The 20933-nt window shown below is 64.1% G+C and carries 21 protein-coding genes and 1 pseudogene; 3 read left to right on the top strand and 19 right to left on the bottom strand.

What is annotated here, in order from left to right; genetic code table 11:
* Window positions 1-63: 63 nt before the first annotated feature.
* The 11 genes and pseudogenes from ACVJ5M_RS29985 to ACVJ5M_RS30035 all read right to left on the bottom strand — a co-directional run bounded on the left by ACVJ5M_RS29985 (window position 64) and on the right by ACVJ5M_RS30035 (window position 9127).
* Entirely contained in the window at window positions 64-297 is a 234-nt protein-coding gene (locus ACVJ5M_RS29985) for a hypothetical protein (RefSeq protein WP_187388101.1), read from the bottom strand.
* Window positions 266-514: a DUF6894 family protein gene (locus ACVJ5M_RS29990; RefSeq protein ID WP_063983906.1), complete on the bottom strand. Its 249-nt coding sequence runs from the start codon at window positions 512-514 to the stop codon at window positions 266-268. Before ACVJ5M_RS29990 ends, ACVJ5M_RS29985 begins: the two co-directional genes overlap by 32 nt.
* Before the next feature lie 134 nt (window positions 515-648).
* The gene (locus tag ACVJ5M_RS29995) at window positions 649-1623 is read right to left on the bottom strand and encodes a helix-turn-helix transcriptional regulator (protein ID WP_063983907.1); all 975 of its coding nucleotides are present in this window, start codon (window positions 1621-1623) and stop codon (window positions 649-651) included.
* Between the two features lie 228 nt (window positions 1624-1851).
* Window positions 1852-3009 carry a helix-turn-helix transcriptional regulator gene (locus ACVJ5M_RS30000; protein ID WP_063986443.1) on the bottom strand — a complete coding sequence of 386 codons (1158 nt, stop codon included), beginning with the start codon at window positions 3007-3009 and terminating at the stop codon, window positions 1852-1854.
* Between the two features lie 289 nt (window positions 3010-3298).
* Window positions 3299-3811 (bottom strand): hypothetical protein, encoded by a 513-nt coding sequence (locus tag ACVJ5M_RS30005; RefSeq protein WP_354097862.1) that lies wholly within the window; start codon window positions 3809-3811, stop codon window positions 3299-3301.
* Window positions 3812-3911: 100 nt separating this feature from the next.
* Entirely contained in the window at window positions 3912-4358 is a 447-nt protein-coding gene (locus tag ACVJ5M_RS30010) for a MaoC family dehydratase (protein WP_014496047.1), read from the bottom strand.
* 387 nt (window positions 4359-4745) lie between these two features.
* Window positions 4746-5168 carry a hypothetical protein gene (locus tag ACVJ5M_RS30015; RefSeq protein WP_063983909.1) on the bottom strand — a complete coding sequence of 141 codons (423 nt, stop codon included), beginning with the start codon at window positions 5166-5168 and terminating at the stop codon, window positions 4746-4748.
* A gap of 12 nt (window positions 5169-5180) precedes the next feature.
* The gene (locus tag ACVJ5M_RS30020) at window positions 5181-5402 is read right to left on the bottom strand and encodes a hypothetical protein (RefSeq protein WP_028146622.1); all 222 of its coding nucleotides are present in this window, start codon (window positions 5400-5402) and stop codon (window positions 5181-5183) included.
* Window positions 5403-5507: 105 nt separating this feature from the next.
* A pseudogene (locus tag ACVJ5M_RS30025) lies at window positions 5508-6342 on the bottom strand (lytic murein transglycosylase).
* Window positions 6343-6461: 119 nt separating this feature from the next.
* Entirely contained in the window at window positions 6462-7268 is an 807-nt protein-coding gene (locus ACVJ5M_RS30030; RefSeq protein ID WP_456679553.1) for a shikimate dehydrogenase family protein, read from the bottom strand.
* On the bottom strand, window positions 7265-9127 hold the full coding sequence (locus tag ACVJ5M_RS30035) for a flavin-containing monooxygenase (protein ID WP_063983912.1): 1863 nt from the start codon (window positions 9125-9127) through the stop codon (window positions 7265-7267). The genes ACVJ5M_RS30030 and ACVJ5M_RS30035 overlap by 4 nt, the downstream gene beginning before the upstream one ends.
* Before the next feature lie 163 nt (window positions 9128-9290).
* Between ACVJ5M_RS30035 and ACVJ5M_RS30040 the strand changes: the two genes are divergently transcribed.
* Both ACVJ5M_RS30040 and ACVJ5M_RS30045 read left to right on the top strand, forming a co-directional pair.
* Window positions 9291-10916, top strand: a complete 1626-nt coding sequence (locus ACVJ5M_RS30040) for a long-chain fatty acid--CoA ligase (RefSeq protein ID WP_063986444.1) — start codon at window positions 9291-9293, stop codon at window positions 10914-10916.
* 92 nt (window positions 10917-11008) lie between these two features.
* Window positions 11009-12127 carry a glycoside hydrolase family 172 protein gene (locus ACVJ5M_RS30045; RefSeq protein WP_063983913.1) on the top strand — a complete coding sequence of 373 codons (1119 nt, stop codon included), beginning with the start codon at window positions 11009-11011 and terminating at the stop codon, window positions 12125-12127.
* Window positions 12128-12210: 83 nt separating this feature from the next.
* On the opposite strand, the gene ACVJ5M_RS30050 is transcribed toward ACVJ5M_RS30045, so the two are convergent.
* The 4 genes from ACVJ5M_RS30050 to ACVJ5M_RS30065 are packed head-to-tail and all read right to left on the bottom strand — an operon-like array spanning window position 12211 to window position 14876.
* A complete protein-coding gene (locus tag ACVJ5M_RS30050; RefSeq protein WP_063983914.1) occupies window positions 12211-12744 on the bottom strand; it encodes a porin in 534 nt (177 codons plus the stop codon).
* A gap of 31 nt (window positions 12745-12775) precedes the next feature.
* Complete coding sequence (locus tag ACVJ5M_RS30055) at window positions 12776-13534, bottom strand: outer membrane protein (RefSeq protein WP_063983915.1); 759 nt, start codon at window positions 13532-13534, stop codon at window positions 12776-12778.
* 52 nt (window positions 13535-13586) lie between these two features.
* Window positions 13587-14096 carry a porin gene (locus tag ACVJ5M_RS30060; RefSeq protein WP_063983916.1) on the bottom strand — a complete coding sequence of 170 codons (510 nt, stop codon included), beginning with the start codon at window positions 14094-14096 and terminating at the stop codon, window positions 13587-13589.
* Between the two features lie 51 nt (window positions 14097-14147).
* Entirely contained in the window at window positions 14148-14876 is a 729-nt protein-coding gene (locus ACVJ5M_RS30065; protein WP_187387734.1) for an outer membrane protein, read from the bottom strand.
* Between the two features lie 569 nt (window positions 14877-15445).
* Between ACVJ5M_RS30065 and ACVJ5M_RS30070 the strand changes: the two genes are divergently transcribed.
* Entirely contained in the window at window positions 15446-16657 is a 1212-nt protein-coding gene (locus ACVJ5M_RS30070; RefSeq protein ID WP_354099522.1) for an acyl-CoA dehydrogenase family protein, read from the top strand.
* A 659-nt stretch (window positions 16658-17316) separates the two neighbouring features.
* On the opposite strand, the gene ACVJ5M_RS30075 is transcribed toward ACVJ5M_RS30070, so the two are convergent.
* The 4 genes from ACVJ5M_RS30075 to ACVJ5M_RS30090 are packed head-to-tail and all read right to left on the bottom strand — an operon-like array spanning window position 17317 to window position 20909.
* Window positions 17317-18183 carry an efflux RND transporter periplasmic adaptor subunit gene (locus ACVJ5M_RS30075; RefSeq protein ID WP_063983918.1) on the bottom strand — a complete coding sequence of 289 codons (867 nt, stop codon included), beginning with the start codon at window positions 18181-18183 and terminating at the stop codon, window positions 17317-17319.
* Window positions 18180-18386 carry a DUF1656 domain-containing protein gene (locus ACVJ5M_RS30080; RefSeq protein WP_028146630.1) on the bottom strand — a complete coding sequence of 69 codons (207 nt, stop codon included), beginning with the start codon at window positions 18384-18386 and terminating at the stop codon, window positions 18180-18182. Before ACVJ5M_RS30080 ends, ACVJ5M_RS30075 begins: the two co-directional genes overlap by 4 nt.
* Window positions 18383-20434 carry an FUSC family protein gene (locus tag ACVJ5M_RS30085; RefSeq protein WP_063983919.1) on the bottom strand — a complete coding sequence of 684 codons (2052 nt, stop codon included), beginning with the start codon at window positions 20432-20434 and terminating at the stop codon, window positions 18383-18385. Before ACVJ5M_RS30085 ends, ACVJ5M_RS30080 begins: the two co-directional genes overlap by 4 nt.
* A 1-nt stretch (window position 20435) precedes the next feature.
* Complete coding sequence (locus tag ACVJ5M_RS30090) at window positions 20436-20909, bottom strand: MarR family winged helix-turn-helix transcriptional regulator (protein ID WP_063983920.1); 474 nt, start codon at window positions 20907-20909, stop codon at window positions 20436-20438.
* Window positions 20910-20933: the final 24 nt, after the last annotated feature.

A 20933-nucleotide genomic window follows, 5' to 3' on the forward strand; every position in this document is an offset into this window, starting at 1 on the left:
CGGCCGGGCGGATGGGGCCCGGCCGGCGGGCATCGCATTCGAGCCGCCAGGGCTGATGCCGGCTCAGAACGCGACGCGAACGCCACCCTTCGCTGTGCCGGTGCGGCTCCGGTCGGACATCATCATGCCCTCGACCGCGCCGAACACGGACACGTTGCGGCTGGCGCGGTAGTCGAAGCCGAAGCCGGCCACCGCAGCATTGTTGAGCACTTGGCGCCGCGACCGGTTGTCGGCGTTGCCGCCCAGGAGGGTGAAGTCGGAACGGTCATGCCTGGTCCCAGCCGACCTTCTCGACATTTTCTGACCAGACCGCGGCGCGATAGACCTCTCGCCCACCCGCATCCCTGACGCGGATCCAGGCGTCGCGATCACGCAGATCGTCACGCCAGACGAACAGATGTCTCGCCATCTCGTCGGCCACGACGAACGTGGCCTTGGCCTGCTCGAAGACCATGCCGCCCGGATCGATCTTCACGACATTGTCGACCAGGAGATCAAAGAAGAAGCGGCGCATTCACAACTCCAACTGCCGGCGCCGTCCGAAACACAGCGTCATCGTTCTACTCCGCGCGCTTAGAAGACGTAGTCGGCCGAACGCGCGCGCTGCGATAGGCACCCGCCTGGTCGCACGAACCGCGCACCGCGCGGTCACAGCGCTTCGCCGCTCCTGACGCCGCTGGGCGTCGCGCCATAGGCCCGCCGGAAACAACGATTGAAATAAGAGAGATCGCCGAAGCCCACGTCGTAGGCGATCGAGCTCACCGGCCGCCCGGCGAAGTCAGGCTCGCGCAGCATGCGATGGGCGCGTTTGAGGCGCTGCCCGGTCAGGAAGGACGAGAACGTCTTGCCGTCGGCTTCGAACAGCCGCTGAAGGTAACGTGTGGTCACGCCGAATTCCTGCGCCACGGTCGCGACCGAAAGGTCCTGATGCCAGCAATTGTTGACGATGAAGGACTTCACCTTCCGCAGCCGCGCGGCCCGGACGCCTCTGCGCCCGGCCAGCTCGTGAACCTCATCCGTCGCGCCGAGAACACGCGCCATCAGATCATGGAGATGTGCAACAGCGAGCTGGCGCAATGCGGGCACCGCGAACGCGCGCTCGCGCACCAGAGACGTCGCGTAGTCGACCAGCAGGCGAAGTCCGGTGGCGCGCTCCGGAATGATTCGCATCACGGTGTCGTCGATGTCCACGATCATGGGCGCCAGCACCCGCCGCGGCACGCGCAGCGACAGACAATTTCCAAGCGAGAGGCGTTCGTAGATCGTCGCGTCCTCCGCGCTCGTCAGAACCGCGTCACCGGGATGAAGCCTCAGATCTCGTCCTCGCGCAGATACTTCGACGATGCCGGATCGGTTGATCATCAGGCCAAGGCTGTCGTTGCCGTCGACGACCAATTGCTTGGTACGGATGACCCGCGCTCCGACCAGCCCGCCGATCACCAGCTGGACGTCCGGCAAGCCATGGGATGTGAGGCTCGCGGCGAACGGTTTTTCGTCCGTCGGCTCGACCTCCGCCTTGAGCACGCCGCGGCAATAGAATTCGCGCAGCAGCGACACACGCTCGTCTTCGGGAATGTGGTCCGTCGAAACATTGAGAATGGAAAATTCGACCTTGCCGCTCACTGCAATTTCTCCAACCGACAGGCAGGCTCGCTCACGCGCTGTCGTCTCCCGCACCCGCGTCCGGTGCCGGCGCGCATTGTTCCGTGGCGCACGCTGCCCTTCTCATTCAAGTGGCGCCATATACGAAAGTATCAAATGACGCGCGTCGTACGTTCGGAGGACCTGACGATCCTGCTCATCACAATGGATTGAGATTGCATCGCCGCGCGGCTCGCGCCGTCAAATGAATCACATGGTGTCGTCGTCGCGGCTCGTTCGCTGTACAAACGGCGCGGTGAAGCCGGCCGCGATCTTCACGAGGTCGGCCTGCCTGCCGGCACCGGTCTTCTCGAACAGGCGACCGAGATGCGTCTTCACCGTGGTCTCGGCAATGCCGAGCTTTGCCGCGATATCGGGAACGCCGCCGACCTCGACGATGGCCATCAGCACGCGCAATTCGGACCGCGTCAGCCTGAAGGCCGCAGCAATGGCGTCGGGCACGAGCGATGGCACCATCGCGGCCTTCTGTACGAGGAGCACCGTGGCCGCGACGTCTCGCGGCAGGCTGCGCTCCCGCTTCAATGGAAGGACTTGGACGAGATAGTGCTGACCGTCCGCCGACGTCGCGAGCCCGATGCGGCGGCGACCGGCCGGGTGAGTTTCACCATCTGCGGCAACTTCGAACAGGCCGCGGAATATTTTGTCGGCCTGGGTGTTACGGACCACGATCCGGTCGCCGACCATCGCGAGCAGGTTTGCATCGACGAACAGCTGCCGGCACGCCGCGTTGGCGTGGACGACCCGGCCATCCGCATCGAGCAGGCAGATCGCCGTGCTCAGGCCGTCGAGCACATCGGCAAGATCGTCCACGGTGTGCGAGCGCGCCCTGATCTGCCGGCCCATGATCCTGGAACGCTGGATGTGGGGTGCGAGCAGCCGCATGCGTTCGCGCATCGCCTCGTCGACGGTTCCGCGGGATCGGTGGCGCAACACCTGCAACACCGTGGTACGCGCGTCCGATCTCTCGAGCGCGACGGTCGCGAGGTCGATCGCGCCCTGCGGCTCGACCCACTCGCGATAGAAGCTCGTCGCCACGAAGTCCGCGTGCGGCATGATATCGGTCACGCCGATGGCGTGCCCGGCCGCAAAAGCAAGATGACGATCGAGCAGAGGATCCTGCTCGACATATCTGTCGCGGTAGAGCTGGCGGAAGCGGGATTCGGTGCCAAAATGCTGGTGAATCTCGATCGAGAGCCTTGCCGCATCGCGGGACAGGATGGTCGCGGCACACCCGCCGACGAAATGGGAAACCTGTTCCAGCGCGCCGCTGCGCAGCGCAGGATCGACCGCCGCATCGTAGATCTCGCCGACGAGAGACGAGAACCGGTTTGCCTGGAGGATCGTCATCGGAAGGACGATGCGATCGGCGTGCGGCCCCGGTGACGAAGGGAGCTTGCGCATTGGACATTGGCAGAGCCGACGGAGCGGTCGATCGTCGCCTTCGGCGTGGAAAAAGCAGTGCAGCGAGATGCTAAAATATCGAACATCGTCCTTGCGTAACGTCAACCGCAGGGTGCGGCTTGGACGTTTTCGCCAAAGACTAGGATAAAAGCGAACAGCGCGCGGGCTGTGTGCTGTGGGTCACGCGCCCTCGCGCTGCTTGCTCGATCGCGCGCGCTGTGCGCGGCACAGCGCTTTACTTCCGGTTCTCCTCGCAGAACTTCAGCGCGGCCAGCGCCTCGCCGGCGCGCGGGATCTGCATCTCGATGCTGTCCTCGTCATCGTCCTCGAAATCGAGCGAGAGACGCCTGGCCTTCGACAGCCGGTCCATGATCGACTGGTCGTATTCGAAGATGCCGCGCACGGTGGTCTTGTCCATGACCTCCCACTTCGCCTTCTTCATGATGTCGGCGTCATCGGTGCCGACGTCGGCCCGGAGGATCTCGCCGACCTTGTCCCACTCCCAACCGTCATAGATCATCACGATCACGATGGCCTTCTCGGAATAGGTGATCACGATGACGTAGTTGCGGCTCTCGTCTTCCTTGTCCTTGTAGCCGCGGCTCGCATTGCAATGCGTGTCCTGCGCGCGCTTCTCGATGGTCCAGTCGCCGACCTTGGATTGCTGCGCGAGCGCCGGCCCTGCGCTCGATACGGCTGCGCCCAAGGCGCCCGCGCTCAGCAAAGCGGCAAGAAGGAATCGTCTCATGTCAGCCTCCAGCGTTCCCCACGCGGAGATGACCACCTCAGCCTGCGGCCCGCAAGGGCTCGAGGAGGCTGATCCCGGCCAATGCTGAACGTCGCCGGCCTTACACCCGCCTGGGGATGATGGCGATCGGGGTGAAGGTGTAAACCTCCTCGCCGTTCTGGTTGAACATGGTCCATTTCACCAGCGCGATACCCTGCGGCTTCGACTTCGACGGCGTCAGGCTCATGACCTCGCCGACCAGATGCAGGCGGTCATTGGGCCGTACCGGGATGGTCCAGCGCAGGCCATCGACGCCCGCGCCGATCAGCGGATGCGGGCCGAACGGGCGGGCCTGGATCGCGAGGTTCATGGCGATCGCGGCGGTGTGCCATCCTGATGCGGCCAGGCCGTTGAACAAGGTCTGCTTGGCGGCCTCGTGGTCGAGATGCATCGGCTGCGGATCGAACTCGGCTGCAAAGCGCTTGATGTCGGCTTCGGTGACTTGCACCTCGGGGGATTTGAACCGCATTCCGATGGTGAGATCGTCGAACCACTCGACCTGCGCCATGATTTTGCCTCGCAATATGACTTGCCGCCCGCCCGAAAGGCCCGGCTGAAGGACTGAGCAGCGCGGGATGTAGCGGGTCTGCGGTGCACAAGCCAGCCCCGGGTTCCCCGCGAAACCCGTTTCCCAAAACGACGAAACACGCCTGAAACAGATGGCCGGTTATCTGGTTGTCAAAATCATACAGGGACGGCGACCATGCAATTCTTCCTCGACCTCATCTTGGATTATGCCTGCTGCCAAAATCTCGTCTCCCAGCCGCTGCGGGAGGATGAGCTATGATCGAGCTGATCTCAGCCGTGCTCGCGCTTTGCAGCGTCGCTGTCTTCGCGGCGCATGCTTTGGATGCCTACCGCACCACGCACTCCTGATCTGCACGCCCTCCGGCCGCTAGAACGGGCGCCGGTAAAAGTGCTCCGAGTGCGTGGCCGGCGGAAACCGGTTGGCGAGCGCGATTGCCGCGTTCTCGTCGGTCTCGAGCGCGACCTTCTGCGCCAGCATCACGTCGCCGGGCACGAGAAAGCCTGACGGGACGAAGCACCATCCCATCGCCGCACGCCCCTCATCGTCGATCTCATGGACATTGGCGGCCGTGCCGTAGTGGATGCGGTACCTTTTGCCGGTATCGCAGCCGATGACATCGAAATACCGATGCTGCTCGAATTGCGCGCGCTGCGCCGGCGACAGCCATTCGGCCAAAAGCCGGCGGCCGCGGGCATCCGGCGTGTTCTCGCCGAAGAAGCGCCGATAGAGCTCGCGCAGCGCATGCAGACGCGCACGCGCCGGCGCACGGAGCCAAATTGCCGCGATCATGAGCAGCTCAGATCAACCGCCGACCAGGCGGGGATAGAACAGCGTTTCGTGCGCGGTCGGATCGAATGACTTGATGCGGGTAACTTCACCGGGTCCGGTACGATAGGCGGCGGTGAAGCCAGCTCCGGTCAGCTCACGAAAGCGCCGTTCGGCTCGCGCCAGCGCTTCGGCATTGTCAGGATCAAACTCGTGGCGCGTGTCGCCCGTCTGGTCCATCACGATCTGGGTAGCCATATTGAGTCTCCTCATGCCAGCCCTGCCCCCGATCAAAGCAAACCTCGTGCCGTCAGTTCCTCAACGCAAGAACTTTCTCGTGCGCGGCCGAGCCTTCATGCGGCCTCAACGCAACGCGGCCGCCCCTCCTCCCTCGTCGATCTGCCGTCCCATCAGGGCGATTGCCTTCTGATAGACGCCGGCAGCATTCCAAGCCTCGATAGCGGCAAAATTCGGTTCGCCCGGCTGGTAACCGGCTCCTGCGCGCCAGCCATGAGCTTTCAGGAAATTCGCCGTCGAGTTCAGCGCATTGGCGGCAACCTCGAGATTGCCGGTGCCATAGGCCAGGATGTTCTTGGGCATGAACTGGGTCTGGCCGACCTCGCCGTGCATGGAGCCGCGGGTCGCCCCCGACAGCGTGCCGCGGTCGATCAGCTTGAGGGCGGCATAGAGCTGGTCGGTAAAAAATTCGGGACGGCGGCAGTCATAGGCAAGGGTCGCGATCGACGACAGCATGTTCTGGTTGCCGCGCTGGCTGCCGAACCCGGTCTCCATGCCCCAGATCGCGATCAGCGGCCCGGGCGGGACGCCGTAGCGCTGCTGGATCGAGGCGAACAAGGCGGCCTGCGACTGCTTGAGCTGCCGCCCCTTGGCCACGATGGTGGTGGCGCCGCGCTTGGCGAGGAACTGGTCGAGCGTCAGCGAAAAACTGCGCTGGCCGCGGTCGGCCGCAATCGTGGCACCGGGCGTAATTGGTCTGCATCAGCGCCGAGAGCGCGGTCTGGCCGACTCCCTTGCCCTGCGCCTCCGCGCCGAACTCGCGCTTCCAGGCCTCAAAGCCCGCCGGCGAGCTGCCGCATGTGGCGGCGTGGGCCATGGATATCAGGGACATGGGCGCCAGCGAGAGAAGCAGCGCTGCAGCGCCGATCATGGCCGTCGCAACGGTCCTGCCCTTGGTCATTCCCTGGTCCTCTCACATAAACGTGCGCGACCGGCTCGCGCCGGCCCATGATCCTACGTCGGCCCTGATCGCTCAAGCCCCATCCGGCGCAACCTGTGCCTTGACACCGGGGCAGCCGCCTACCCTTCGCCGTCGCGGCCGAGCAGGAAATCCACTATGATGCCCTGGTGCTGCTCGTACATGTCCGTACCGGTCCCGGTCACGCAGCCGACCCTGCGGGCGGCAGCGACGAAGGGCGAGACTTCGGGTTGTGTGATGACGCAGCCGCAATAGGCCGTCGGCGCGAGCCGCGCGACATCGACCGGCAGCGGATCGCCCTCCTTCATCCCGGCGGGTGTCGCATTGGCGACGAAATCGAAGCCCGCGGGATCCCTGGTGCCGACCCGCACAGGCGTTCTGCCGAGCCCGTTGAGCCGGCCGATCAGTGCGTTGCGGCGCTCGGTCGCGCTGTCGTGAATCGCGAGATCGCTCACGCCGGCCTCGACCAGCGCAAGCGCGATCGCCGATCCTGCGCCGCCGGCGCCGACCAGCAGTGCCCGCATGCCCCGGGGATCGATCCCCTTCGCCCGCGCCGCACCGACGAAGCCGAGGCCGTCCACCATGTCGCCATGCCATGAACCGTCCGCGCGCCGGCGCATCAGGTTCGCGGTGCGCAGGAAATGTGCGCGCTCGGTCGCACTGGCGCAGGCCTGATAGCAGGCAAATTTGTGCGGGATGGTCACGACGATGCCGTCGAGGTTCTTCAGCCGCGTTGCCACCGAGAGGAAATCCGGCAAATCCGCTGGCGCGACCTGAACCGGCACGAGAATGCCGTCATGGCCGCGCGCAGCGAAGGCGGCCGTCACGCCTGCCGGCGAGCGCACCTGCGCGATGGGATCGCCGACAATGACGTAGAGCCGCGTCGCGCCTGATAGACCCGGGATCATGCCGGTGAAGCCGGACCCTGAGAGCCGCCCGCCTCGGTCCCCTCAGTCAATTCCAGGCCATCCAGATTGCCTTCCTTGCGCCATTTGTCGAGCAGCCGCAGGAACGCCACCGGCCCGCGCCAGTACTGGCTGTTTCGTGCCGCGATCGGATCGAACACGCCCTCGTTGTTGTAGTAGCCCGGCGTGCACTCGGCCAGATAGGTCTGGCGGCCGAGCGCGGCCTTGACGACCTCCTCGACCCAGGCGTCCTCGGCGGCGAGCGTCGGCTCCAGCGTCCGCGCCTTGCGCTTGCGCGCCTCCGCGATCACATAGGCGATGTGCTGCGACTGCTCGTCGATGATGTGCGGAAAATTGGCGCTCTGACCGGCCTGCACCGTGACGATCAGGAAGCAATTCGGGAAGCCACGGCTGTAGAAGCCATGCAGCGTCTTGACGCCATCGCGCCATCGCTCGGACAGGCTCACGCCGTCACGGCCGTAAACCTCGAAGCCCATGCGGCGGGCGTAATCGGTGCCGACCTCGAAGCCGCTGGCATAGATCAGGCAGTCGAGCTCATAGGCCTTGCCGTCAACCACGACGGCGTTCTCGGTGATCCGCTCGACGCCCTGCCCTTTGGTGTCGACCAGATGCACGTTGGGACGATTGAAAGTGTCGAGATATTCGTCGTGGAAGCATGGGCGTTTGCAGAACGCCTTGTACCAGGGCTTGAGCGCCGCCGCGGCGGCTTCGTCCTTCACGACGGTATCGACGCGCGCGCGGATCTCTTCCATCTTGCGGTAGTCGGCCTGCTCGATGACCTTCAGCGCCTCTTCGAGCGAGGTCACCGGCTGCGGCTGGCGGCGCGGCGCCAGCAGGATCTCGCCAAGCAGGCCGGTCCAACCGTCCTGCACCAGATCCCGTTCGAACGGCTCGCCGGAGATGACCGCAGTGAAATTGTCCATGCGCTCGCGCTGCCAGCCGGGCTCGAGGCTCTGCGCCCAGCTTGCGTCCGTCGGACGGTCGTCGCGCACGCCGATCGCCGATGGCGTGCGCTGGAAGACATAGAGCTCTTTCGCCGATCGGCCGAGATGCGGCACGCATTGCACGGCGGTCGCGCCGGTCCCGATGATGCCGACGCGCTTGTCGGCCAGACCGGTGAGACCGCCTTCAGCCGTGCCGCCGGTGTAGCCATAGTCCCAGCGGCTGGTGTGGAAGCTGTGGCCCTTGAAGGTCTCGATGCCGGGAATACCCGGCAGCTTCGGACGGCTCAGCGGGCCCCCGGCGAGAATGACGAAGCGTGCGCGGATGCGATCGCCACGATCGGTCTCGACCAGCCAGCAACCCTCCTGCTCCTGCCATTCCATCCGCGAGATGATCGTCTGAAACAGCGCGCGCTCGTAGAGGCCGAAGTGACGGCCGATGCGGCGGGAATGCTCGTAGATCTCGGGCGCGCGCGCATATTTGCGCACCGGCATGTAGCCGGTCTCTTCCAGCAGCGGCAGATAGATGTAGCTCTCGGTATCGCAGGCCGCACCGGGATAACGATTCCAGTACCAGGTGCCGCCGAAATCGGCGGCCTTTTCCACGATACGAAAATCCTCGATGCCGGCCTCGCGCAGGCGCGCGCCGCAGAGCAGACCGCCGAAGCCGCCGCCGACTATGAGAACTTCGGTCTGTTCGCTGACAGCTGCGCGCGCAAATCCGGGATCGGCCCAGGGATCGTCGAGATAGCGGCCGAAATCGCCTGCGACCTCGACATATTGCGCCTTGCCCTCGGCGCGCAAACGCCGGTCGCGCTCGTCGCGATAGCGCGCGCGGAGTGCGGAAATATCGACCGTAGATTCGCCGGCTGCACCGGTCTTGTGTCTTTCCGCTGACATCGATTTCCTCCACGGCGGACGCTGCTTCGGATCAGTTAGCCCCGAAAAAGTGACGCATGCAATCGCGTCCATCGCTTTTTGCGTGAACGTCCCGTGACGTTCCGCTAACCTCACGCGCAAATCACAACATATGCCACGCAACGACGTGGCCGCGGAGGAGACCATGCAGGGATTGATGATGGATATGCCGCTCCTGATCAGCGGCCTGATCCAGTATGCCGCGGACTATCACGGCGAAGCCGAGATCGTCGCGCGCGAGATCGAGGGCGACATCCATCGCTACACCTACGCCGACGCCCATCCACGCATCAAGCGCATGGCGCTGGCTCTGAAGCGGCTCGGCATGAAGCAAGGCGACCGCGTCGGCACCCTGGCCTGGAATACGCACCGGCATTTCGAGATGTTCTATGCCGCGCCCGGCATGGGCTATGTGCTGCACACCATCAATCCGCGGCTGTTCCCCGAGCAGCTCGTCTACATCATCAACCACGCCGAGGACCGGCTGCTGTTCATCGACCGCGCCACGCTGCCGCTGGTCGAGGCGATCGCGCCGCAACTGAAGACGATCGAGGCCTATGTCGTGATGTCCTCGCGCGAGCGAATGCCGGAGACCAAGCTTGCGAACGTGCATTGCTATGAAGATCTCCTCGCCAGGGAGAACGACGCCGGCTTCGCCTGGCCGGAGTTCGACGAAAAATCCGCCTCCACCATCTGCTACACGTCGGGCACGACGGGCAACCCCAAGGGCGTGATCTATTCGCACCGCGCCGCCATCCTGCAGACCATGACTTGCTGCAATTTCGACTTCCTGCCGGGACATCTCGAAGGCGTACGCGAAGTCATGATGCCGATGGCGCCGCTCTTCCACGGCAACGGCTGGAACATGCCATTCACCGCGCCTTACACGGGATCAAAGCTGGTGCTGCCCGGCCGCAACTATGAGCCCGACAAGCTCTATGAGCTGCTCGAAGGCGAGAAGGTGACGCTCTCCGCCGGCGTGCCGAGCTTCTGGCTGATCCTGCTCGACTGGCTAGGGCGCACCGGCAATAAATTCTCGACGCTGCGCGCGACACTGTCGTCCGGCTCGGCGCCGCCGCGTGCGATGGTCGAGAAGCTCAAGCTCGACTATGACATCGACTACGTCCAGGCCTGGGGCATGACCGAGGCCCTGGGCTGCTCGATGCCGGGCTTGCGGCCCGGCTCCGAGCATCTCGGCGACAAGGAGAAATTCGACCGGCGCCAGGTGTCGGGCCGCGCCTGCTTCGGCACAGCCTTGCGCATCGTCGACGACGGCGGCAACGAGCTGCCGCGCGACGGCAAGACCGTCGGCCATCTGCGCGCGCGTGGACCGTGGGTCGCCTCGGGCTATATGAAGCTCGACGAAGGCCTCGACCGTGATGGCTGGCTGATCACCGGCGACATGGCGGTGATCGACAGCCAAGGCCACGTCACGCTGACCGATCGCTCCAAGGACGTGATCAAGTCCGGTGGCGAATGGATCTCCTCGATCCAGCTCGAGGACGTCGCCTTGTCCCACCCCGATGTGCTGCAAGCCGCCGTGGTCGCGATCAACCATGAAAAATGGCAGGAGCGTCCGCTGCTCCTCGTCGTCCGCAAGAAGGGCGCGACCGTGGACGGCAAGGCCCTGCTCGACCACATGCGCCCGAAGATCGCGAGCTGGTGGATGCCGGATGCGGTCGAATTCCTGGACGAATTTCCGATGACCGGCACCGGCAAGGTGCTCAAATCCGCGCTGCGCGAGAAGTTCAGGGAATACCGCGTCGCCTGAAGTACGCGCACCCTGCGTGCGCGGTCTTCATCTTTTGGTAGATTCGACGGCGATATATCGAGGTGTCGCTAACTCCAGGGATCGAGGACAGCATGGCGTTTTCCGGATTGGGCCTGCATCTCGGCAATCTGTCGCGCCTGTCGAATGCGCAGACGCGCTCGATCAGCCCCGAGAATTTCACCGGCGAGAAGGGCAAGGGCGGCATGTCCGTCGACGGCCCCGCCGCACGCCAGGCCCGCGATCTCGGCCAGGGCTGGAAGGTCTCGCCCTATGTCGTGATCGGGCCCGGCGCGACCTTTACGCTCGGCGACATCCAGGGCCAGGGCGCGATCCAGCAGATCTGGATGACGCTGGCGCGCGGGCGGCTCCGTCACTCGATCCTGCGCATCTACTGGGACGACCAGGCGCAACCGAGCGTCGAGTGCCCGGCCGGCGATTTCTTCGCCTGCGGATGGGAGGAGTTCGCACAGGTGTCCTCGCTCGCGGTCTGCGTCAATCCCGGCCGCGCCTTCAACTGCTACTGGGAGATGCCGTTCCGCAAGCGCGCGCGCTTCACGCTGGAGAACCGCAGCGAGGAGCAGCTCACCGTCTACTACCAGATCAACTACACGCTGACTGAGGTGCCCGAGGACTGCGCCTATTTCCATGCGCAATTCCGGCGTACCAACCCGCTGCCGTACAAGGAGGTCTACACCATCCTCGATGGCGTCAGCGGTGCGGGCCATTATGTCGGCACTTATATGGCCTGGGGCGTCAACAACAACGGCTGGTGGGGCGAAGGCGAGATCAAGTTCTTCATCGACGGCGACGGTGCATTCCCCACCATCTGCGGCACCGGCACCGAAGATTATTTCTGCGGCGCCTATAATTTCGATCCCTATGTCGCGCATGCCGGCCAGGGTCCGGCGCAACAATCCCGCTACCAGGAATTCACCACGCCCTATGCCGGCCTGCCGCAGGTGATCCGTCCCGATGGTGCCTACAAATCGCAGCAACGCTTCGGCCTGTACCGCTGGCACATCCCCGATCCCGTGCGCTTCCGCTCCGATCTGCGCGTGACGATCCAGGCGCTGGGCTGGCTGCCGGGCGTCAAGGAGGCGAAGTATCTTCCATTGCAGGACGACATCGCCTCGGTCGCGTTCTGGTACCAGACGCTGCCGACCCCGCCCTTCCCGACATTGCCCGGCCCGGATTATCTCGAAATCGGCTAGCCGCCCTTCCCTGGGCTCACAGCATTTGCGCCGCCCGGACGTCGTGAAGATCGTCCGGGCGGCGCCTTCGTGTTCGGCGCCGGCTACCAGGAATACTGGAGCCCCACCCGTCCAAGGGCGCGCACGTCGCTCCACGACTGCGCCGGAAGCGCCACGCCAAACTCCGTCGCGGTCCGGTTGGACGTGGACGTCAAGCTGCCGCGATCGAGACCGAACGCGATGCCCATGGTCAGTGACAGGTTTCCCTGGATCCTGATCATTCCGACCACACCGGCGGCATGCTGCCCGTCGAAGACGGCCCAGTGCGTCGAGATCGCATAGTTGGTCCCGTCGGGCAGGAACGGATTGACGAGCGAAGTCGCCATGGCCGTTCCCGTCGCTGCACGGGTAATCTGGCGTGCGAGATCGAACTGGCTCTGCACCGTCTGCCCCGCGTTCACGCAGGTGTCAGTACCCGGTATGTAGAAGAAGTTGGCACCGTAGACCGAGCAGATCTTTTCGTACTCGACCGCAGCATGGCCGGGCGTCGGGATCGCCAGAACCAGAGCGGCAGTCGCAAGGATAGCGCGCAGGTGACGTCGGAAGACGTCTCGTGCCGCGTTGATTTGCTTCCACATGTTTGTCTCCAATCAGTGACGTTGACGCGGCTCAGTAACGAGCAACGATGGCATCGCCGTTGAAGCGGTAGTTCACGCCGAGCTTCACGAGGTGCAGGTCATGGTCGACGTTTTGGGTACTGATCCGTGTGCTCAGCGCGATCGCGGCCGGACCGAAGTACAGATAGTCGTACTCCAGCCGCGCCGAGAGATTGCTCGTCAGCGCGTATTCAAGGCCGACGCCGCCGGTCAAGCCGGTCCGCTGGTGGTTCACGTCGAGCGGAGCAACCGTGCCGACATAGGCCTGGTAGGCGACATTTGCCCAGGCAACGCCGCCTTTGGCGTAAGCCAGTACGTTATCAAACGCGTAGCCGATGCGACCGGTGCCCGTCGCCATCGCCTGGTACGACACTGAAAGCCCGGACAAGATGGGGTTCGCGGGATCGAACGGACGATTGCCCTTGATCGACGCCCAGGAAAGATCGAGCTCGGCACCGACCACGATGTTGTCGAACTGCCAGTTGGCGCCAACCTGCGCACCTGCGAGCGCGCCCTTTGTGTCCATCGTGAAGCGATCTTGCGCGAATGCGAAGCTCGGGTCGACGAGCCGGCTGCTGCCCATGCCATAACCGCCATGAGCACCAATGTAGAAGCCGTTCCAGAGCGGCACCGGAGCGACGACCGGAGCCTTCACGGTCATGTCGGCCGCGTTCGCGGATGCGGCGGTGAGCGGCATGGCCGCGAGAAGGGGCGTGACGGCAGCAACGCAGGAGAGGAAGCGGCGCGCCGATCGCGAGAGAGAGATTGTCATGGGATGGTCTTTCAAATGTCAGAATGAATTTTAGGAGCGAGCGTCGCGTGCATCACCAGGCGTACATGAACCCCGCGCGGCCGAGGCCACGGACGTCACTCCACGATTGCGCCGGGATCGCCGTGCCGAATTCCGTCTGCGTGCGGTTGGTGAGGGACGTGAGGCTTCCCTTGTCGAGGCCGAGCGAGAAGCCGCCCGAGAACACGAAATTGCCGGAGACCCGCACCAAGCCCGAGAAGCCCGCGGCGTGCTGGCCGTCATAGGTCGCCCAGTGGGTCGAGACCGCGTAATTGGTGCCGGTCGGAAGCCACGGCGCGACGAGCGACGCGGCCATCGCGGTGCCGGTCGAAGCGCGGGTCTGCGCACGCGCGAGATCGAACTGGTTCGTCGCGATCTGGTTGGCGTTGGTGCAGGTGTCGGTGCCCGGAATGTAGAAGAAGCCGGCGCCGTACAAGGAGCAGACCTTGACGTACTCGACTGGAGCGGCGGCGTGGCTTGGTGCGGCGATCATGGCGCCGAGGCCGGCGGTGACGACTGCGGCGATCTTGGACATGGTGGACATGATGTTGTCTCCGAGGATTTCTGTTGAATGTTGTTTCGACGTGCCGGGGAATTAACGCGGGAGGCCGCCGTCGCCGTTGAAACGGACGTTGATGCCGGCCTTCACCACCTGGACGAAATGCTTGATCTCGGAGGTCGTGTCCTGGCTCACCCAATGCAGCGTTTCGGTGGGGAGAAAGATCGCGTTGTATTCGACCTTGGCGGAGACGTTGCGCAGGAAGGCCACTTCCAGGCCGACGCCGCCGACGGCACCGAACAGCTCGCGGTTGTAGTTGGTGATCTCCGGGGTGAACCGCGACGAAAGCTCCATGCGGGCATAGGCGGCACCGCCCTTGGCATAGGCGAGCCATTGGCCCGATGCGTAGCCGACACGGCCCGTCGCGGTCGCGAGGGCGGTGTAGCCGACCCCGTTGGTGGTGCTCGACGTGAGAAGGGGCGACGTGCTGGTGTTGCCCTTCACGAAGGACCAGGAGCCGTCGACCTCGGCACCAAGGACATAGTTGCCCAGCTGCCAATTGTAGCCGAGCTGCCCGCCCGCGAGCGGTCCGTTGTAGTAGGCAAAGAACGGATTGTTGGCGGGGCTGTTGAGGGGATCGCGAAACTCCGACTTCCCCCATCCCCAGCCGCCATGGACACCGGCGTAGAATCCAGACCAGGAGACGACGGGTGCAGGCAGCGGACCGCCGGCGAAAGCAGGTGAAGTGATAATCGCGCTCACCGCTGCAACGGCGGCGGCGAGTCTGATGCGGTGAGTGACGGAGCGTTCTGATTGCGTGTGCATGTCGATGTCCATTTCCTCTTTCGAATTCAAGAGTGTGTTTCTTATATTTATCTATTTTAGATTGTGCCTTGAGATGCAACGTTTGGATCAAGCCCTTGCTTGCTTTTGAACGAACGAAACCGGCGACCGCGCAGCTTGCGGATCGACGGGACGAACTATCGGTTGTTGGAAGAACCCGCGCGCAGTCTAGGACAATGCGCTCCGCGTCCTATCGACTGGCGAACTAGGGGCGCGCGATCCGTAAGGAAGTGCTTCCGTAGTCCCCTTGTGTTGTCATGACTGCTGCCCCCACTTTTGATTGAGGCCGATCTTAGGCACGACCTTTCGGATTGCCAGTCGCGTCAAAGTCACAGTTGCTGATTGTTTCCCACGCGCTTCTCATTCGGTGCACAAACGCAAGACAACGCATGAATGGACGTTAATATCGCTACGCAACAGGTGAGCTCTGACGCGATTTGCGCAGAGCCGCGCCGATGAAAATGCGATGAGGCAAGCGCCGCTATCGCCGACTCGATTCTGATGCAGGCCGGCCCCGCGTGCAGGCGCTGCTTGATCTACAGGAGGTCCAGATGCTCTACCCGATGTCGCCCAAAGTCGTCGAGCTCAAGCGCAAGCTCGAAAGTTTCATGGACCGGCACATCTATCCGAACGAGGAGCGCTTCTATCGCGAAGCGGAAGAGCTCGGACCGTGGAAGGTCTATCCCGTCGTCGAGGAGCTGAAGCCACTGGCGCGCGCCGAAGGTCTCTGGAATTTGTTCCTGCCTGAGTCCGGCCACGGCGCGGGTCTCACCAATCTCGAATATGCCCCGCTCTGCGAGGTGATGGGGCGCACGCATCTGGCGCCCGAAGTGTTCAACTGCTCGGCGCCCGACACCGGCAACATGGAGGTGCTGGAGCGCTATGGCACGGAGAAGGACAAGGAGCGCTGGTTGAAGCCGCTGCTATCAGGCGAAATCCGCTCCTGCTTCGCCATGACCGAGCCCGCGGTCGCATCATCCGATGCGACGAACATCGAAAGCTCGATCGTGCGCGACGGCGACCATTACGTCATCAACGGGCGGAAATGGTACACGACCAACGCAACCGATCCGCGCTGCAAGATCTGCATCTTCATGGGCAAGACCGATCCGGACAATCCCGACCGGCACAAGCAGCAGTCCATGATCCTGGTGCCGATGGACACGCCGGGCATCGAGGTCAAGCGTCCGCTGCCCGTGTTCGGCTTCTACGGCGTGCCCGACCGCGCTTCCGAGGTCGTCTTCACCAATGTGCGCGTGCCCAAGGAAAACATGCTGCTGGGCGAAGGCAGAGGCTTCGAGATCGCACAGGGCCGCCTCGGCCCCGGCCGCATCCATCACTGCATGCGGCTGATTGGCCTTGCCGAGCGCACGTTGGAAAAGATGTGCCGCCGCGTGCGCAGCCGCGTCGCCTTCGGCAAACCGGTCTCGGAGCAGACCGTGACGCAGGAGCGCATCGCGGAAGCCCGCATCATGATCGAGCAGGCCCGGCTGCTGACGCTCAACGCCGCCTATGCGACGGACACGGTCGGCAACAAGGTCGCGAAGGCCGAGATCGCGATGATCAAGGTCGCCGTGCCCAACATGGCCTGCCAGATCATCGACTGGGCCATCCAGGCCCATGGCGGCGGCGGCACCTCGAACGATTTTGGCTTGACCCAGGCCTACGCGACCGCGCGCCTGCTCCGGCTTGCCGATGGGCCGGATGAGGTGCACCGAAACCAGATCGCGCGGTTCGAGCTGAAGAAATACTCGAATGCCTGAGCAGACGCTGGTTCGTCAGTCCCGAGCGGAACGCGTGAGCGTCGGAGTCTAATCGATGCTTGGCGGCTCCTGGATGGGTGCAGAGACAGTTTGCTTCGAAATCGCTTCGAGCATCGCTCCGAAAATGATGATCGGCAGATAGAACGCAAGCATGATCGTATTCCTCCTGCTGTGACAACCTTGGCCCGCAGGACCAGGTTCCTCAAATTGACACTCGCCCGCCTCGGAACAATTTCGTCGCTTACCGAGCTACCGACGAACCGAGTCGCAGGCAGTATCAGGAACGCATCGCGTCAATCGCATGGGCGATCAGAACGACTGCGCTCGCGGCAATGAGAAACACAAACAACCAGCTCATGCCCGCCTCCGATCCCGGAAGTGAACGCGGTCATCCATGCACAGTCAAAAACCATCGGTCTGGAACCGCTATTCAACGGCTGGCTGATGCTTCGCAGCAACATTTGCGTCCGCTGTCGGCTCTATCGGCAGAATGCCAAAAGGAGCAACGCGCCGACGACGCAAGCTGCCAGGACTAAAAACCAAACGCCCATACGGTCCCCCGACTCACACAAGCGCGTCAGGATTAGCCCTGCGATTTGGCATTGAAACGCCTGTTGGCGGTTTTCCCCAAGCCAGGCGCGATCCATGGGCTCGTTGCGTTAGTCCAATACCTCTACCGTCGCGGAGCGGCCGGCGACGAGCGAGATGGTGTCAGGGACATTGTCCAGCGCGATGCGCACGGGGACGCGCTGGGCGAGCCGCACCCAGCTGAAGGTCGGGTTGACATTGGCAAGCAGGTTCGCGCCCTCAGCGCGGTCGCGGTCCTCGATGCCGGCGGCGATGCTCTCGACATGGCCTGACAGCGTGACCGTTTCGCCCATCAGGCGGACCCGCACCTTGTCGCCGGTGCGGATGCGCGCGAGCTTTGTCTCTTCGAAATAACCCTCCACGTGCAACGTATCCGTGTCGACCAGCGCCATCACGCCCTTGCCGGCCGTGACGTAAGCGCCGGGACGCAGATCCATATTGGTGATGACACCGTTCACGGAGGCGTGGACCTCGCTGCGATCGAGGTTGAGCTGGGCGACCGCGCGGTCGGCGACGGCCTGATCGAACGCCGCCTTGGCCTGGAGCTGGGTGGCCAACACCTGCTCCTGCTTCTGCTGCGATACCGCATCGGTGGTCAGCGCGCTGTAGCGCTTCAAATCGGAATTGGCCTGGTCGAGCGTGGCCTGATGACCCGCCACCGATGCATCGGCTTGCCGCAAGGCCAGCGCGAAACGTTCGCGATCAATCCGGAACAGCACATCGCCGCGATGGACTTTCTGGTTGTCCTTGACCAGCACCTCCGTGACGAACCCGGAGACGTCAGGCGCGACCTGCACCACATCGGCGCGGACGCGACCGTCGCGGGTCCAGGGCTGCTCCATGTAATAGACCCAAAGTTCACGGCCGACCGCGAGCGCGGCGACGACGGCGAGAACGGTCAGCGCAAGGCGGCCAAACCAGGCGAAATTCCCCTTCATGGCAAAAACTCCGAGAGATAGACGACGCCGCCGAGAAGACAGACGAAAATCGCGAAATCGAACAGCGCACGGTGCCAGACCAGCCGGTAGAGGTCGAAGCGCTGCATGAGCCGGCGCAGGATCGCGCTCAGGACATAGGCGACGATGATCCACAGCAGCAGCGCCGGCACGAGCACGCCATAGATGTCGATCACGTATCTCATGCTGCAACACTCGCGCCTGTACGCGGCCGGTAGGCCGGTGCGTCCGGGAACAGGCCGCGGCGGATGCCGACGAGGCCGATCAGGGCGTCTTCGCGCGCGCGGTCATTGGAATCCGTCACCGCCTTGGCCAGCGCCCGATCGACGCTGGTCAAAAGCTCGGTCGGCATTCCCCCACCGGCATGGCTGCGGCAAGCGATGGCGAGCTGATCAAGCATGTCGTCGATGACGGCAATGGTGGTTGCGGCAAGCCCATAGCGGGCGCGGCGCAGGTCGATGATATTGATCCCGATTCGAAGCTGCACGAGGCTGTCGGCATCGTGGCGATCGCTCTCGGAGAGGAAGGCGATGCGCTGCACCAGCAGCCCGAGCCGATGCAGCATGAGGCCCGCAAACTCTGCCCGATCATGCTTGCCACGGCGCTCGGCAGCGACCGCGAGCGTCTTCCAGCTCGATAGCACCAGGCGATTGGCGATCCACTCCGCGCCCACGCCGCGCGCGATCCGCGTCACGAGCTCGGCGATGACGACGCCGACGAAGAAGGCGACCGCGGAATTGGCATAGGATGCGAAATCCGCGCTGTAAGTCGATTGCAGCGCCAACAGCGTTGCGGTGTTGGCCGCGAGCGCCATGCCTGTTCCCGCCGTTGCCGGCCGTCCGATCAGGAAGCCGTAGACCAGGAAGGTCGGCGCCAGCGCGACGATCAGGACCTCGATATGAGAGATCGCCGGCACCAGCGCGAACAGATAGATCGCGACGACCACGATGGCGACCAGCGACCACAGGCCGAAACTGCGGATGAAACGTGCGGGCTCGTCCTGCGCGGCAAAGAAGGAGCACGCGACCGCCGCCATCATCGGCGCCGAGGCGCCGTCCGGCCAGCCGGTCCCGATCCAGAACGCGCAGCAGATCAGGATGGCCGTGGCCGCGCCGGCTGCCGACCACAAGGCAAGGCCGCGGTCGCGATGGCGCACCGGCGCGGCGCCGGCCTCGGAACGGAAGGCCAGGTCGAGCGTCGAAACATTGCGGCTCTCGGCGATGGCCTCGCTGAGCACGCGGCAGTCGCGCGACAGGTCGACCAGCTCGCGCAGCCGCAACAGCAGGCTCGTAGTGATGATCCGCTCCCATGAGGCGCTGTCATCGAGCACCGCCTGTCGCCCTGTGATCGCGGCGCGGATCGGCTCGGCAGGTTGCCGCGCGCCGACATCGCTCGCAATCCATTTCGCAAGATCCTCCAGCAGCCGCTTCAGCTCGGGCTGCCGGCGCAACGCCTCCTCCCCCAGCGCTGCCAGCCGATCCTCCAGCGAGGCGATCACCGGCAACAGCATCAGCATGCGCAGCCGGATCTCGCCGAGGCCAGTCACCACATTGCGATCGGTCAGCCGGTCATACGCAAGATGGGTGGAAAGCGTGTCGATCTCGACGATGTCGGTCGCAAGCTTGAGCCGCCTGCCGCGGCGCGTCTCACTCGTTCCCTGACGAAGCAGCACCGCCTGGCTCAGGCGCTGCGCATCCGACAGCCAGGCGTCGACGCGGTTGGCGACGGCTGGCGCGACGCTGCGGGGAAGGACGATGGTGGAGACGAGGCTCGCGCAGATGATGCCGAGGGAAATCTCCTCCACCCGCGCAATGGCGGTATCGAAGATGGCGCCAGGCTCGGAGACGGAGGGAAACCCGATCAATGCGACCGTGTATCCCGCCAGCATGAAGACGTAGCTGCGCGGCGTGCCATCGAGCAGCGACAGATAGAGGCAGAGCCCGACCCAGAGCGCGATCGCGAGGCAAAGCAATTCCGGCGCATCGATCAGGTTCGGCACCAGCGCCACCGTCATGGTGGCGCCGACCAGCGTGCCCATGACGCGGAAGAACGCTTTTGAGCTGGTCGCGCCCGCCAGCGGCTGCGAGGTGATGTAGACGGTCGCCATCGCCCAATAGGGCCGCGGCAGGTCCATGGCGAATGCGATGACGAGCGCCAGCATCGACGCGGCAAACGTCTTCAACGCAAAAATGACGTCCGCGTGGCGGACCAGGAACGGCTCGTCTGCGCGCATGCTATTTCGTCTCTGGACCGGTCTTGGTGTCCTGCAGGCGACTGGCCCGCTGTTCGATGCGCTGAAGAGTTTCGAAGGTTATCGCAAGTTCGTCCGCGCCGATATCCTTGAGCAAGCTCGCCCGTACCCGGCGCAGCACCCGGTTGGTCTCTTCGACCTTGACCTCGCCCGCTTTGGTCAGATGTAGCGTTTTGGCACGGCGGTCGCTCGGATCCTCGCGGCGTTCAACCAGCCCCTCGGCCTCGAGCAGATCGATCAACCGAACCAGCGACGGCCCCTCGATGCCGAGCTCGTCGGCGAGCACGCCCTGGCGCACGTTCTCGCCCTGCCGCGACAGCACCAGCAGCGGAATCGCGGTCGCATAGGACAGGCCGTGATCGGACAGCGCCTGATCCGACTCGCGGCGCCAGATGCGGGCCAGTCGCGCGATCAGCCGGCCGATCTCGCCGTGGATATGAGCCTGCGAGGGAGCCATGCAAATTAGATAGGACGCGAACTA

Source organism: Bradyrhizobium sp. S3.7.6 (genome assembly GCF_054061875.1).

Excerpts from the sequence above, each read along its gene's own strand:
- ACVJ5M_RS29985 (WP_187388101.1), bottom strand. The coding sequence starts at position 297 with ATGTCGAGAAGGTCGGCTGGGACCAGGCATGACCGTTCCGACTTCACC.
- ACVJ5M_RS29990 (WP_063983906.1), bottom strand. The coding sequence starts at position 514 with ATGCGCCGCTTCTTCTTTGATCTCCTGGTCGACAATGTCGTGAAGATC.
- ACVJ5M_RS30000 (WP_063986443.1), bottom strand. The coding sequence starts at position 3,009 with ATGACGATCCTCCAGGCAAACCGGTTCTCGTCTCTCGTCGGCGAGATC.
- ACVJ5M_RS30005 (WP_354097862.1), bottom strand. The coding sequence starts at position 3,811 with ATGAGACGATTCCTTCTTGCCGCTTTGCTGAGCGCGGGCGCCTTGGGC.
- ACVJ5M_RS30010 (WP_014496047.1), bottom strand. The coding sequence starts at position 4,358 with ATGGCGCAGGTCGAGTGGTTCGACGATCTCACCATCGGAATGCGGTTC.
- ACVJ5M_RS30015 (WP_063983909.1), bottom strand. The coding sequence starts at position 5,168 with ATGATCGCGGCAATTTGGCTCCGTGCGCCGGCGCGTGCGCGTCTGCAT.
- ACVJ5M_RS30020 (WP_028146622.1), bottom strand. The coding sequence starts at position 5,402 with ATGGCTACCCAGATCGTGATGGACCAGACGGGCGACACGCGCCACGAG.
- ACVJ5M_RS30030 (WP_456679553.1), bottom strand. The coding sequence starts at position 7,268 with ATGATCCCGGGTCTATCAGGCGCGACGCGGCTCTACGTCATTGTCGGC.
- ACVJ5M_RS30035 (WP_063983912.1), bottom strand. The coding sequence starts at position 9,127 with ATGTCAGCGGAAAGACACAAGACCGGTGCAGCCGGCGAATCTACGGTC.
- ACVJ5M_RS30040 (WP_063986444.1), top strand. The coding sequence starts at position 9,291 with ATGCAGGGATTGATGATGGATATGCCGCTCCTGATCAGCGGCCTGATC.
- ACVJ5M_RS30045 (WP_063983913.1), top strand. The coding sequence starts at position 11,009 with ATGGCGTTTTCCGGATTGGGCCTGCATCTCGGCAATCTGTCGCGCCTG.
- ACVJ5M_RS30050 (WP_063983914.1), bottom strand. The coding sequence starts at position 12,744 with ATGTGGAAGCAAATCAACGCGGCACGAGACGTCTTCCGACGTCACCTG.
- ACVJ5M_RS30055 (WP_063983915.1), bottom strand. The coding sequence starts at position 13,534 with ATGACAATCTCTCTCTCGCGATCGGCGCGCCGCTTCCTCTCCTGCGTT.
- ACVJ5M_RS30060 (WP_063983916.1), bottom strand. The coding sequence starts at position 14,096 with ATGTCCACCATGTCCAAGATCGCCGCAGTCGTCACCGCCGGCCTCGGC.
- ACVJ5M_RS30065 (WP_187387734.1), bottom strand. The coding sequence starts at position 14,876 with ATGCACACGCAATCAGAACGCTCCGTCACTCACCGCATCAGACTCGCC.
- ACVJ5M_RS30070 (WP_354099522.1), top strand. The coding sequence starts at position 15,446 with ATGCTCTACCCGATGTCGCCCAAAGTCGTCGAGCTCAAGCGCAAGCTC.
- ACVJ5M_RS30075 (WP_063983918.1), bottom strand. The coding sequence starts at position 18,183 with ATGAAGGGGAATTTCGCCTGGTTTGGCCGCCTTGCGCTGACCGTTCTC.
- ACVJ5M_RS30080 (WP_028146630.1), bottom strand. The coding sequence starts at position 18,386 with ATGAGATACGTGATCGACATCTATGGCGTGCTCGTGCCGGCGCTGCTG.
- ACVJ5M_RS30085 (WP_063983919.1), bottom strand. The coding sequence starts at position 20,434 with ATGCGCGCAGACGAGCCGTTCCTGGTCCGCCACGCGGACGTCATTTTT.
- ACVJ5M_RS30090 (WP_063983920.1), bottom strand. The coding sequence starts at position 20,909 with ATGGCTCCCTCGCAGGCTCATATCCACGGCGAGATCGGCCGGCTGATC.